Source organism: Saccharopolyspora sp. NPDC045941, assembly GCF_056431445.1.
On sequence record NZ_JBWKKU010000042.1, the window covers coordinates 25,771 to 37,909 of the forward strand.

The 12,139-nt window shown below is 71.7% G+C and carries 13 protein-coding genes; 4 read left to right on the plus strand and 9 right to left on the minus strand.

Annotated elements, in window-relative coordinates:
* Window positions 1–102: 102 nt before the first annotated feature.
* From AC07FN_RS29295 to AC07FN_RS29320, 6 genes are all read right to left on the minus strand, one after another.
* Entirely contained in the window at window positions 103–846 is a 744-nt protein-coding gene (locus AC07FN_RS29295; protein WP_478398512.1) for a phosphoglyceromutase, read from the minus strand.
* 254 nt (window positions 847–1,100) lie between these two features.
* Window positions 1,101–1,532 (minus strand): OsmC family protein, encoded by a 432-nt coding sequence (locus AC07FN_RS29300; RefSeq protein WP_478398513.1) that lies wholly within the window; start codon window positions 1,530–1,532, stop codon window positions 1,101–1,103.
* Window positions 1,533–2,079: 547 nt separating this feature from the next.
* Window positions 2,080–2,934: a DUF4349 domain-containing protein gene (locus AC07FN_RS29305; RefSeq protein ID WP_478398514.1), complete on the minus strand. Its 855-nt coding sequence runs from the start codon at window positions 2,932–2,934 to the stop codon at window positions 2,080–2,082.
* 82 nt (window positions 2,935–3,016) lie between these two features.
* Entirely contained in the window at window positions 3,017–3,529 is a 513-nt protein-coding gene (locus tag AC07FN_RS29310) for a type III secretion system chaperone family protein (RefSeq protein ID WP_478398515.1), read from the minus strand.
* On the minus strand, window positions 3,526–4,818 hold the full coding sequence (gene mshA / locus AC07FN_RS29315) for a D-inositol-3-phosphate glycosyltransferase (RefSeq protein ID WP_452613376.1): 1,293 nt from the start codon (window positions 4,816–4,818) through the stop codon (window positions 3,526–3,528). The genes AC07FN_RS29310 and mshA overlap by 4 nt, the downstream gene beginning before the upstream one ends.
* Window positions 4,819–5,117: 299 nt before the next feature.
* Entirely contained in the window at window positions 5,118–6,272 is a 1,155-nt protein-coding gene (locus AC07FN_RS29320; protein ID WP_478398516.1) for a L,D-transpeptidase, read from the minus strand.
* Between the two features lie 227 nt (window positions 6,273–6,499).
* Here AC07FN_RS29320 and AC07FN_RS29325 point away from each other — a divergent pair, with 227 nt between their 5' ends.
* Entirely contained in the window at window positions 6,500–7,249 is a 750-nt protein-coding gene (locus tag AC07FN_RS29325; RefSeq protein WP_452613374.1) for an SDR family NAD(P)-dependent oxidoreductase, read from the plus strand.
* A 113-nt stretch (window positions 7,250–7,362) separates the two neighbouring features.
* Here AC07FN_RS29325 and AC07FN_RS29330 read toward each other — a convergent pair whose 3' ends face one another.
* Together AC07FN_RS29330 and AC07FN_RS29335 are read right to left on the minus strand one after the other, a co-directional pair.
* A complete protein-coding gene (locus AC07FN_RS29330) occupies window positions 7,363–8,370 on the minus strand; it encodes a chymotrypsin family serine protease (protein WP_478398517.1) in 1,008 nt (335 codons plus the stop codon).
* Between the two features lie 89 nt (window positions 8,371–8,459).
* Complete coding sequence (locus AC07FN_RS29335) at window positions 8,460–9,599, minus strand: UDP-N-acetylmuramate dehydrogenase (protein ID WP_478398518.1); 1,140 nt, start codon at window positions 9,597–9,599, stop codon at window positions 8,460–8,462.
* A 37-nt stretch (window positions 9,600–9,636) separates the two neighbouring features.
* On the opposite strand from AC07FN_RS29335, the gene AC07FN_RS29340 reads away from it, so the two are divergent.
* From AC07FN_RS29340 to AC07FN_RS29350, 3 genes are all read left to right on the plus strand, one after another.
* The gene (locus AC07FN_RS29340) at window positions 9,637–10,155 is read left to right on the plus strand and encodes a DUF2505 domain-containing protein (protein ID WP_478398519.1); all 519 of its coding nucleotides are present in this window, start codon (window positions 9,637–9,639) and stop codon (window positions 10,153–10,155) included.
* Entirely contained in the window at window positions 10,152–11,003 is an 852-nt protein-coding gene (locus AC07FN_RS29345) for a class I SAM-dependent methyltransferase (protein ID WP_478398520.1), read from the plus strand. Before AC07FN_RS29340 ends, AC07FN_RS29345 begins: the two co-directional genes overlap by 4 nt.
* A 114-nt stretch (window positions 11,004–11,117) precedes the next feature.
* Entirely contained in the window at window positions 11,118–11,858 is a 741-nt protein-coding gene (locus tag AC07FN_RS29350; protein ID WP_478398521.1) for a maleylpyruvate isomerase N-terminal domain-containing protein, read from the plus strand.
* Between the two features lie 54 nt (window positions 11,859–11,912).
* Here AC07FN_RS29350 and AC07FN_RS29355 read toward each other — a convergent pair whose 3' ends face one another.
* Window positions 11,913–12,107 (minus strand): hypothetical protein, encoded by a 195-nt coding sequence (locus AC07FN_RS29355; protein ID WP_478398522.1) that lies wholly within the window; start codon window positions 12,105–12,107, stop codon window positions 11,913–11,915.
* Window positions 12,108–12,139 lie beyond the last annotated feature (32 nt).

The window sequence follows — 12,139 nt, forward strand, 5'->3', positions numbered from 1 at the left end:
TCGGCGACTATTCGCCATCCGCCACCCATCTAGGTAACGCGAGAGGGGCACCCGCACCAGGTTGCCCGGCGCCGGGTGCCCCTTGCTCTTGGGCCGATCGGGCTAGCGGCCCTGGTTCGCGACCGCCGCCGCGGCGGTGGCGGCGGCCTCCGGGTCGAGGTAAGTGCCGCCCGGGTTGGTGGGCTTGAGGTCGGCGTCGAGGTCGTAGCGCAGCGGGATGCCGGTCGGGATGTTCAGGCCCGCGATGTCGCCGTCGGAGATCCCGTCCAGGTGCTTCACCAGCGCGCGCAGCGAGTTGCCGTGCGCGGCGACCAGCACCGTGCGGCCGGCCCGCAGGTCCGGCACGATCGCCGGCTCCCAGTACGGCAGCAGCCGGGCCACCACGTCCTTGAGGCACTCGGTGCGCGGGAGGTCGGCGCCGAGGCCGGCGTAGCGCGGGTCGGCGTCCTGGCTGAACTCGCTGCCGAGCTCGATCTCCGGCGGCGGCGTGTCGTACGAGCGACGCCAGAGCATGAACTGGTCCTCGCCGTAGGCCTCGAGGGTCTGCTTCTTGTTCTTGCCCTGCAGCGCGCCGTAGTGGCGCTCGTTGAGCCGCCAGTCGCGCCGAACCGGGATCCAGTGCCGGTCCGCGACGTCGAGGGCGATGTTCGCCGTCGAGATGGCGCGGCGCAGCAGCGAGGTGTGCAGCACGTCCGGCAGCACCCCGCTCTCGCGCAGCAGCTCACCGCCGCGCTTGGCCTCGGCCACGCCCTTCTCCGACAGCGGTACGTCCACCCAACCGGTGAACAGGTTCTCGGCGTTCCACGTGCTCTCACCGTGCCGCAGCAGCACCAGGGTCGAAGTCATAACCCCAGGCTATAGAGGTTGTTCGGGAGCTGGTGGCGTCGGGTGCGGTAGCACGGGACGTTGCCTTTGAAGCGGCGCAGCCGCTTAGCCCACCTACGCAACTCGCACCGCCGCGGGTTCTCAGAGGGCTTCTCCCGAGGACAGCCCCGACGCCGCGGGTCATACGCAAGTCGGGGATCCCGGAGTTGAGAAAGGCCTCTGAGGTTCCTCCGCCACCCGCACCGCTACTCAAGGTGGGTCTGGAAACAGGCTCTTCAGTCGAGGGCGGCGTCGAGGGTGATGGTGGTTCCGGTGAGGGCCGCCGAGACCGGGCAGATCTCCTTGGCCTTCTGGGCCGTTCGGTCGAAGACGTCCGGCTCGATTCCCGGTACCTTCGCCCGCACGGTGAGCGCGATCCCGGTGATGGCGAAGCCGTCGCCGCGCGGGCCGAAGGCGACCTCGGCGCTGGTGTCGATCCGCTCCGGCGGCGTGCCGGCCGCGGTGAGCAGGCCGGAGAGCTGCATCGAGTAGCAGGCGGAGTGGGCCGCGGCGATCAGTTCCTCGGGACTGGTGCGGCCGTCGGGCTCCTCGGCCCGGGACGCCCAGGTGACCGGGAACTGGCCGGCGTTGGACGAGTCCAGCGTGACGGTGCCGGAGCCGCCCTTGAGGTCTCCGGTCCACTGCGTGGTGGCGTTGCGATCGGTCATCTCGCCGCTCCTCATCGGGTGCGCGGAGGCCGCTGCCCTCCGCCGGACCCACCCTCCCGCAGCGCGCGGTGCCCCGCAGTTTTGGTTGTGTGCTTCACCCGACAGTTATGTGATCACCGCAGCGCCGTGACACGAAAGTGGCGACTGTCACTTCCGTGGGCAAACTGAACGCAGTTCGAATCCTTAGCGTTACTTTCAGTAGAAAACATCACACTAATGGAGTAATGCGGCGGGCTTGTGGCCGCTGCAGGACTCTGCGAAGTTGACAACGCTCTCCTTGAGATCGGCTCCCACGCACTCCCCGATCTCGTGAGAGCAAGTCCGCGGTTCGCATCCCCCATCGAACCGCGCCCCCGCCGGGCCCCGGGTGCCCCCCGCCCACCGGCCCGTCAGGCGGGACCCCCACGCGGGGCGGCTCGTGCTCGTGACTCCCCCTCTCTCCCGAGCCGCCCCGCGCGGTCTCTTTGGGTCTTCCAGACGCGTTCCGCGCAGCGTTGCGGGTGGCGGAACCTCGCAAGCCTTGCCAGGCCCGATGCTGGTCCTAAGGTCAGATGCTGGCCTTGCGGAGGGCTTTGCGGCGGCGACGCAGGAGCCAGGCCGCGGTTGCCGGCACCGCGAGCGCCGCCGCGAACGGCAGCACCGCGCCGAAGGCCGTCAGCAGGAACGCGCCGATCTCGGACAGCGCCCGCCAGCCGCCGAAGAGGCCCGCCAGGAAGCCCGTGTCGTCGTCGGCGACCGCGGCCGGGCGCTCCAGCCGCACCGTCACCGTGGCCAGCTCGACCTGGCCGGACAGCGTCGCTTCGCGTCGTTCGAGGGCGTCCAGTTCCGTTTCGCGCGAGGTCAGCTCGCTCTCGATCGACACGATCTCGTCGACCGTCGCGGCGCGGTCCATCAGCGCGCGCAACCGCTGCACGCTGGCCCGCTGGGAATCGATCCGGCTCCGCGTGTCCACCAGCTGGTCGGTGACGTCCTGGGCCTGCTGGCTGCGCGACGTGACCCGTCCCAGGCCCGACAGCTCGCCCAGCACCTGGTCCAGCCGGTCCGCCGGAACCCGCATCGTCATCGTCGTGCCCGACCGGTAGGCGTCCTCCTGCTGGAGGTAGCCGCCCGCGCCCTCGCTGCGCCGCCGCACCTCGGCCGCGCCCCGCTCGACGTCGTCGACCTCGATGTCCAGCTCGGCCGTCCGGATCACCTCGCGCGCACCGGTCGCCGGGCTCTGCGCGTCGCCGGATGCCGTGTCTGTCGCGAAACCGCTGCCCGAGGTGTTGCGCTCCTGCGGAGCCGCCGGCGCCACCGCGCGCGACTCCGAGACCGCCGAATCACCCGCCCCCGAGGAACACCCGCCCAACAGGCCCAGTGCGACCAGCGCCACGATCGGCCCGCGTAATCGCCGCTTGCCCATGCCGTTCTCCTCCGCATCGTCGTGAACACGGCGGAGACGGAGCGGGACGATCTTCCGGTTGCACCGATCGGGCGAAACGCCGCTACGGCCGGTCGTGCAGGGGCTCGACCGGGCCGTCGCGCACCACCAGTTGCCGGAACGGCTGGAGGTTCGCCAGGGACTCGCCGCGCGATTCGCGCCAGCCCCACTCGCGCCGGATGGCCGTGGCGAACCCGAGCTCCAGCAGGGTGTTGAAGTCGCCGTCGGCCGCCTCCAGGACCTGCCCGAGCACCCTGTCGAGCTCGTCGGCGGTCACCGCGTGCAGGCCGATCCGGCCGACCAGGTAGATGTCGCCGTTGCCGTCGATCGTGTAGTGCACGCCGTAGAGCCGGGCGTTGCGGCGCAGCAGGAGCCGGTAGACGTCCTCGTGCGCCTCGTCGGGCTGCCGGCACACGAACGCCTCGACGACCAGGGCGTGCTCGGCGACGATGAGCCAGCAGTTGGTCTGCAGCTTCTTGGTGCCGGGCAGCGTGACGAAGTACCGCCCCACGCCCTTGGGCGCGTACTCCAGCCCACTCTCGTCCAATGTGGACTTGATGACCTCGTCGACGCTCACGCCGTGACCTCCCGGATGCGCAGCTGCGCGTGGAACGACATCTTCGCCTGCGCGTAGGCGTCGAGCAGGGCCTCGGTGGTGCGCTGCCACGAGAAGCGCGCTGCGTGCGCGGTGGTGTTCGCCGCCAGCCGAGCGCGCAGCCCCGGCTCCAGCATCGAGCCGAGCGCATCGGCCCACTGCCCGGCGCCGTGCCCGTCCACCAGCAGCCCGGACACCCGGTCGTCCACCGCGACCGGCAAGCCGCCGACGGCGGCCGCCACCACCGGCGTGCCGCAGGCCTGCGCCTCCAGCGCGACCAGCCCGAAGGACTCGTTGTAGCTCGGCACCGCCACGACGTCCGCCGCCCGGTACACATCACGCAGCGCCGCCCCGCTGCGCGGCGGGAGGAAGCGCACCACGTCGGTGATGCCCAGCTGCACGGCAAGTTCCTGCAGCGCCCGGGGACGCTCCAGCCCGCTGCCGGACGGGCCGCCGACCACCAGCACCACGAGGCGGTCGCGGATCTCCGGCCGACGAGCGAGCAGTTCCGCAGTCGCCCGCAGCAGCACGTCCGGGGCCTTCAGGGGCTGGATCCGGCCGACGAAGGCGAGCACCACCGCGTCCGGCGGCAGGTCCAGGGCCGTCCGGGCGGCAGCGCGGTCGCCGGGGGTGAAGAGTTCCAGGTCGACGCCGGGCGGGATCGTCGCGACCGCGTCCGGGTCGGCGCCGTAGCGTTCGATCAGGTCGGCGGCCTCGAACTCGGTGTTGGCCACCAGCATGTCCGCCTCGGCCACCACCTGCTCCTCGCCGAGCACCCGGCCTCGCGGCTCGGGGTTGTCGCCCTGGGCGAGGTTGGCGTTCTTGACCTTGGCGAGGGTGTGCGCCGTGTGCACCAGCGGGACGCCCCAGCGCTCCCGCGCCAGCCAGCCGACCTGCCCGGACAGCCAGTAGTGCGAGTGGACGATGTCGTAGTAGCCGGGCTCGTGGCGGGCTTCCACCCGCAGAGCGCCGGCGGCGAAGGCGCACAGCTGGGACGGCAGGTCGTTCTTGTCGAGCCCCTCGAAGGGGCCCGCGACCACGTTCCGGACCAGGACACCGGGGGCCAGCTCCGCGATCGGCGGGATGTCCGAGGAGGTCGCCCTGGTGAAGATCTCGACCTCGGTGCCGAGCGCGGCGAGCCGCTTGGCGGTCTGCGCGACGTAGACGTTCATGCCCCCGGCATCGCCGGTGCCGGGCTGCTCCAGCGGGGAGGTGTGCAACGAGAAGACGGCGGCGCGGCGCGGCCGCATGCGTAACGTGCTGGAAGTCATCTGCTGCCCATCGCAAGCCGAGCGGCCCGAATTTTTCGGGCCCGCGTCAACCCCGACACCCGGCGCGGCGGAAACATTCCCGTCGCCGTGCCGGAACACAGCCGGGGCCAGCGTTCGACGCTACCGCTCAAGGGCCGCCGGACGGTCCTGCCAGGCGGCCCCGGGTGGCACTGCTCACACGCCGGCCGACCGGCCCGCACGCAGCGCGAGCAACGCCACCGGAGGAACGCGAAGGGGCCGCGAGTCCTCCGGGCCGCGGCGGCGACCCGAAGGGCTCACGGCCCCGTTCCAGCAGCAGCTCAGACCGCGGACTTCTTGGTCCACTGATCCCAGTTGAGCAGCCAGTCGTAGACGTCGAACTGCGGCGGCATGCTGCTCGCCGAGCCCGTCACCTCGACCGGGTCGCCGAGCAGCGCGCTGTCGAAGTAGGCCTTCGCGTCGGCAGCGCTGAGGTTGATGCAGCCGTGCGAGTTGTTGACCTTGCCGAGCGCCGCGGCGTTCTCCTGGTTCTCGTGGATGAACTCGCCGTGGTTCGAGAACCGCGCCGCCCAGGTCTTGCGCACGTCGCGGTAGCCGTAACGGGGATTGTCCATGATCTCCACCGGGTTCTTCTGCATGATGATGAACGTGCCGTTGGGTGTGTTGCGGCCCGGGTCGTACTCCTCGCCGTAGCTCGCTGCGTAGTTGGCCACCTGCTCGCCATTGCGCATCACGACCAGCCGGTGGGTGCCCACCGCCGCCTTGACGATCTGCGCCCGGCCGATGTCGAACTCGGTGCTCAGGTCCGCCAGCCCGTAGGAGCCCTGGCCGTAGGACTGGCCGTAGAGCTTGGCGTGCACGCTGACGTGGGTGTGCGCCGGCCAGTACTCCTTCGGCCGCCAGTCGACCTGCCGGTCCGACAGCCAGGCCCAGGAGCCTTCGACCGGCACCGAGGTCTGCACGGTCAGCGCCCGCTGGATCCCCGCCTTGTCCTGGACCGCCTCGTCGAACTTCACGCTGATCGGCATCGCGATGCCGACCTCGGCGTTGTCCGTCGGGTTGATCGTCGCGCGGATCGTCTTCTTCGGCTGCAGCGTGCTGAAGGCGCCCTGCACCGGCACCTGCTTGCCATCCTCGCCGGTGGCCTGGCCGGTCCAGGAGTAGCTCTTGCCGTAGCCGAGCGCCTCGGTGGCGTGCCAGTTCTTGCCGTCCCTGGACAGCTCGCCTGCGACCTGCTTGCCGTCGGCGTTGGTCAGCGCGATGGAGTCGAACCTGCCTCGATCCACGGTGGCCGTGATCGGCGCGGCGGGGTTGACCTCGCCCGCGTCGGCGCCCGGTTCGAAGGACACCTTGGCGACCGGATCCGCGGGTTTCTGCTCCTGCGGCGCGGACGCACCGCAGCCCGAAATCAGCAGCACCGCCGCTACAGCTCCCGCCAGCGCAGCCCACCCCGACCGCAGCTTGGAACCACTCACCTTCTGACCTCTATCCCCTTCGAGAATGTGCGCACGACCATCCGTTTTGCCGGAATGCAACGGGACGGTCGTCGAAAAGTGACCCTTTATCCATAAGACGCCCGAAGGCGAAAAAAGATGTCTGGAACCCCCAGTGTGTCGTGTCACATCCGGCACGTCACATCAGCCCCGGCCGGACGTGGTCCGATGGACGCGGGCAATCGGCCGTCTCCCGGGAGGAAGAAGACGTGAGCACAAGTTCTGCAGGCCGCTGGGCCGTGGTCACAGGGGCGAGCTCCGGCATCGGCGCGGCCACCGCGCGCCACCTCGCCGCCGCGGGCTTCCACGTGGTGCTGGGCGCCCGGCGGCTCGAACGGCTGACCGCGCTCGCCGAGGAGATCGGCGGCACCGCGCTGCCGCTGGACGTCACCGACCCGGATTCGGTCGCCGCGTTCGTCGAGCAGGTGCCGGAATGCCACGTGCTGATCAACAACGCCGGCGGCGCGAAGGGCCTGGCCAAGATCGCCGAAGCCGACGAGGACGACTGGCGCTGGATGTGGGAGACCAACGTGCTCGGCACGCTCCGGGTCACCAAGGCGCTACTGCCGAAGCTCGTCGCCTCGGGCGACGGGCACGTGGTGACGGTGACCTCGGTGGCGGCCTCCGAGGTCTACGACAACGGCGCGGGCTACACCTCGGCCAAGCACGCGCAGGGCGCGCTGCACCGCACGCTGCGCGGCGAGCTCCTGGGCGAGCCGGTGCGGTTCACCGAGATCGCGCCGGGCGCCGTGGAGACCGAGTTCTCCGAGGTGCGCTTCGGCGGCGACAAAGAGCGCGCGGCGGCGGTCTACCACGGCATCACGCCGCTGGTCGCCGACGACATCGCGGACATCATCGCGTTCGCGGTGACCCGCCCGTCCCACGTGAACCTGGACTTCATCTCCGTCAAACCCCGCGACCAGCACTCGGCCACCCGGATGCACCGCCGGACCGAGTGATCCCGCCCGGGTGACGGTCCGCAATTTCCATTGAAATCGAGCCTCTGATTTCCATTGAAATTGCGGACCCGACCGGCCGGGAGCCGATCGGGTCGGGGCAGGAGGGGTGTGGGTCAGACTCGGATTCGCTGGGATTCGGTGCAGAGTTCCACGTCGAGTTCCGCCAGCACGTCCGCGATCGGGCTGGCGAAGCCGAACGCCCCGCCGCGGCTGCCCGCCACGTGCAGGCCGATGATCCGCCCGCCCGGATCGAGCACCGCCGCCCCGGCGTCGCCCGGCCCGCAGAACCGCAGGTCCGCGGCCGCGATCCGGATCTGCTCCCGCAGCACCCGGACACCCAGGGCCTCGCCGTGATCGATCCGCACGGTCGCGTCGATCGAGGTGACGACGCCGAGCGTCACGCCCGTGCCGAAGCCGTTCTTGCGGACCCGCTCGCCCGGGTACGCCGACGCGTGCCCGGTGACCGGGCCGATCCCGGCGACCACGCACGACGTCTCCGAACCCGGCGCGATCGCGACCGCGGCCGCGTCGACCCGGCCGGACAGCGCCGCCCGCGCCAGCTCGGTGTGCACCCGGCCGTCGTCCGGATCCGCCATCCTGTCGCCCACCGCCCAGGCGTCGTCCAGGCAGGCCACGTCGAAGGTGGTCAGGCCCATCGTGACCACCGTCGGCGCGGTGCCGGTGACGATCGCCCCGAGCGTGCCGATGCGGCAGTACTCGCCGGCGCTCGGCACGGTCGGCGGCGCCAGGTGGACGGCCCGGCAGGGCGCTAAACCACCGCCGGCCCGCACCACCCCGGAGCGGTCTCCGCGGCGCCGGTTCGGCGCCATCGCCTCCTGCCGGGCGCAGTGGATGTGCTGCAGGACCGGTTGTTCCTCGATGACGTCGGTCGGGATGCCGAAGATGTCGCCCGGCACGCAGGTGCCCGGGACGAGCTGATCGCGCGGCCTCTTGCGGATCACCGAGACGACGATCGCCTGTTGGCCGGTGGGTGCCCCGGCACGGTGCTTCACACCGATGTCGACAGCGGTCACCCAGGGCAGGTCCAGGAGCTGGTCCTCGACCGCCCGCTTGATCGGGCGTATGACCGCCCGATCCCTAAGCTCCCTGATGCTCAGCATGGTGGCCCCCTCCACCTACCCCATTTAACACTCAGGGTTACGCATCAGTCACGAAGAGTCACTCTTACGGCCGTTCGGCTCTTCGGCTGCTACAGCGAACAGTCCACCAACACGGGCTCGGGTGCCAGCGAAACGCCGAAGGCCACGCGTACCCCGTCCCGAACTTCACGCGCTAGAAGTAGCAGGTCGCGGGTCGTCGCGGCGCCCCGGTTGGTCAGCGCGAGGGTGTGCTTGGTGGACAGCCCCACCCGTCCGCCGGGGCCGGGGTGCCCCTTGGCGAACCCGGCGCGCTCGATCAGCCACGCCGCGGACAGCTTGGTCCGGCCGCCGTCCGCCGGGTACTGCGGGATCCGCTGGTCCGGGCCGATCTCGGTGACGATCCGGGACAGCACCTCGGGCAGGTCGCCGGCCTCGACGATCGGGTTCGTGAAGAACGAACCGGCGCTCCAGGTGTCGTGGTCGGCCGGGTCGAGCACCATGCCCTTGCCACGCCGCAGCGCCAGCACCGCCTGGCGGGCGGCGGCGACGTCGACCTGCCCGCCGGGCTCCGCGCCGAGCGTGCGCGCGAGCTCGGCGTACCGGATCGGGGCCGACCGGCCGCCGTCGCGCAGCAGGAACCGGGCGCGCAGCACCACGGCCGTGTCGCTGTGCTTGAGCACGCTGGTCCGGTAGGCCAGTCCGAGCTCGTCGGCCGGGACCGTGCGCACGCGCCCGGTGGCGCGGTCCAGCAGGTCGACCGAGACCAGCAGCTCGGACACCTCGACGCCGTAGGCGCCGACGTTCTGCACCGGCGTCGCCCCGGTCAGGCCGGGGATGCCGGACAGGCATTCGAGCCCGCCCAGGCCCTGGCGGACCGTGTCGGCGACCACCTCGTCCCAGTCCTCGCCGGCCTCCGCCGTGAGCTGCACCAGCCCGTCGCCGACGCTGTCGTACTGGCGCCCCTTGGTGGCGATCCGCACCACGTGCCCGGCGAAGCCCTCGTCCGCGACCACGACGTTCGAGCCGCCGCCCAGCACCAGCAGCCGCTGCCCGGCCGAGTCCGCGGCCCGCACCGCGGCGGTCAGCTCGTCTGGGTGATGGGCGACCACCAGGTCGGCCGCCGGGCCACCCAGCCGCAGCGTGGTGTAACCGGCCAGCGGCCGGCCGTCGGCGCCGTGCTCGACGGTGGTCCCGGCTGGGTGCGGATCCGACGACCGAGTGTTGTCGCGCACTTCTTCGGCACCGGACATGGAGGGATTCACGGTTGCCAAAGGTAGCCTCCGCTGCATGGCACGCCGCATCGAGCACCGGAGCACCTCCGAGTGGCCCGCCGCCCGGGTGTACGAGGCGCTGATCGACAAGGATTACCTCACCGACCGGTTGGCGGAGATCGGCGGCGCCAGCGCGGCGCTGGTCCAGCACGTCAACACCGAGGACGGCGCGCGGTTCCAGTTGCGCCAGGCCGTGCACGCCGACTCGCTGCCCTCGGTGGCCCGCACGGTGGTCGGCGGAGACCTGACGATCGACCGCAGCGAATCGTGGCGGCGCGAGGAGGACGGGCACTACACCGGCGAGATCGCTGCCGAGGTCGCCGGCGCGCCCTGCTCGATCACCGGCTCGATGTGGCTGCGCGACCTGGCCGAACCGGCCGGAGCCGCGGTCAGCGAGTTCGTGGTGTCCGGGAGCGTGCGGGTGAACGTGCCGTTCCTGGGCGGCAAGCTGGAAGATCTGATCGTCGACCAGGTGCAGAAGCTGCTGACCGACGAGGAACGCTTCACGACCGAGTGGCTGGCCCGCCGGGGATGAACTCGGCCCCGAAGAAGCGGGCGCCCCGGCTCGCCGCCGGTCGGGCCCGCGCCCTGGGCATGCCCACGCGCGGCACGACCAACCCGAACCGGCTGCGGCGCATCGACCGGTGGATCGCCGGCACGCAGTGGGTCGCCGACGCGCTGCGCAACGCGGCGGAGCCGGTCGTCATCGACCTCGGCTACGGCGCCACCCCGGTGACCACCGTGGAGCTGGCGGCCCGGCTGCGGCCGCTGCGCTCGGACGCGCGGGTGGTGGGCCTGGAGATCGACCCGGACCGGGTGGCGGCCGGCAAGCTCGTCGCCGATCCGCCCGCGCTGGAGTTCCGCCGCGGCGGGTTCGAGCTGGCCGGGCTGGCCGCCGGGGTGCGCGACTTCCCGGGGCCCGCGCTGGTGCGGGCGTTGAACGTGCTGCGCCAGTACACCGAGCCCGAGGCGTGGAAGGCGTGGGAGGATCTGTGCTCCCGGCTGGCGCCCGACGGGTTGCTGGTGGAGGGCACCTGCGACGAGATCGGTCGGCGCTGTTGCTGGGTGACGCTGGACCGGGGCGGGCCGCGGACGCTGACGCTGGCCTGCCTGCCCGCCGACATCGAGCGGCCGTCGGACCTCGCGGAGCGGCTGCCGAAGACCTTGATCCACCGCAACGTGCCGGGCGAGAAGGTGCACGCGATGCTGGCCGAGCTCGACTCGTGCTGGGCGAAGGCCGCCCCGATGGCCCCGTTCGGGCCGCGCGCCCGGTGGGCTCAGGCCGCGGAGTCGTTCGCGGAGCTGGGCTGGCCGGTGCGGGACCGGCGACGCCGGTGGCGGCTGGGCGAGCTCACCGTCGACTGGTCCGCGGTGGCGCCCTGAGCCGACCCGGTCGAGCGGGATTCCGCGCACGCGCCCGGCTGCACCAAGGCTTCCGCTGATCTCGCGGCCCGCCACCGGTGTCCGCGACGACGTCCGGATTCCTATTGTGGAGGCATGGCTAGCGACTTCTTGCACCGCGCATTCCGGGACCAGGCCGCTGCCTTCCGCAGCGCCGTGCTCCAGGCCGGGCCGAACGCCGAGGTCTCGACCTGCCCCGGCTGGGACGTCCGCAAGCTGGTCCAGCACCTCGGGCAGGCCTACGCGAGGGCGGAGCTCTCCCTGCACCTGGAGCCGGGCAGCGAGCGCCCCGAGGACCTGCGGCCGCCGGCCGAGTTCGACGACGTGGTCGCCTGGTGGGACGAGCGGCTGACGATCCTGCTCCAGACGCTGTCCACAATGGATCCGGATCGGCCCGTGCGGTGGTTCTTCGCCGGCGGCACGCCGCGGACCTGGATCCGGCGGATGGCGCACGAGACGGCGATCCACCGGCTCGACGCGGAGCACGCGCTCGCCGGGCTCGGCCCGGACCACGTGCACGACCTGATCTTCGACCCGGAACTGGCGGCCGACGGCATCGACGAGTTCCTGACCGCGCTGCTGCCCCTGGGCGACTGGACGGAGCAGGAGAACGAGGGCAAGGTGCTCTTCCACGCTCCGGACGCGGGCCGCGCGTGGCTGGTCGAGTACCGGCCGGGCCGGCCGCCGCTGGCCGGGGCGCCGACCGACGCGGCGCTGGAGGTCGACGCGACGGTCGCGGGCACCGCGGACGCGGTGTTCCGGCGGGTCTGGGGCCGCCCGAGCACTGCCGTGGTGACCGGCGACGCCGCCCTCGCGGCCCTCGCCGCCGGGCGCTGACTACGGCCCGTGCGTACTTCGTGCTGCTACAGCAACACGAAGTACGCACGGCACTCACGCGGCGACAGTCACGGCGAATTCGTCGAACCCCTCCGCCGCCGTCAACGCCAGCACCAGCAGCGTCGCCTTCAAGCGCAGCCTCGGCATCCGCCCCAGCGAGCACCGCGCCGCCCCCGCCTGCTGACCGCGCCCGGTTCGCCGTTCACCCCACAGGCCGCCCACTTCGTCCACCCGAGCCGGGCGCAGCACCCGACCAGGCGAAACGACGACTCCTAGTGGGC

What these genes read in the sequence shown, in the direction of transcription:
- AC07FN_RS29295 (WP_478398512.1), bottom strand. Translation starts at nt 846, where the DNA reads ATGACTTCGACCCTGGTGCTGCTGCGGCACGGTGAGAGCACGTGGAAC.
- AC07FN_RS29300 (WP_478398513.1), bottom strand. Translation starts at nt 1,532, where the DNA reads ATGACCGATCGCAACGCCACCACGCAGTGGACCGGAGACCTCAAGGGC.
- AC07FN_RS29305 (WP_478398514.1), bottom strand. Translation starts at nt 2,934, where the DNA reads ATGGGCAAGCGGCGATTACGCGGGCCGATCGTGGCGCTGGTCGCACTG.
- mshA (WP_452613376.1), bottom strand. Translation starts at nt 4,818, where the DNA reads ATGACTTCCAGCACGTTACGCATGCGGCCGCGCCGCGCCGCCGTCTTC.
- AC07FN_RS29330 (WP_478398517.1), bottom strand. Translation starts at nt 8,370, where the DNA reads ATGCTGAGCATCAGGGAGCTTAGGGATCGGGCGGTCATACGCCCGATC.
- AC07FN_RS29335 (WP_478398518.1), bottom strand. Translation starts at nt 9,599, where the DNA reads ATGTCCGGTGCCGAAGAAGTGCGCGACAACACTCGGTCGTCGGATCCG.
- AC07FN_RS29340 (WP_478398519.1), top strand. Translation starts at nt 9,637, where the DNA reads ATGGCACGCCGCATCGAGCACCGGAGCACCTCCGAGTGGCCCGCCGCC.
- AC07FN_RS29345 (WP_478398520.1), top strand. Translation starts at nt 10,152, where the DNA reads ATGAACTCGGCCCCGAAGAAGCGGGCGCCCCGGCTCGCCGCCGGTCGG.
- AC07FN_RS29350 (WP_478398521.1), top strand. Translation starts at nt 11,118, where the DNA reads ATGGCTAGCGACTTCTTGCACCGCGCATTCCGGGACCAGGCCGCTGCC.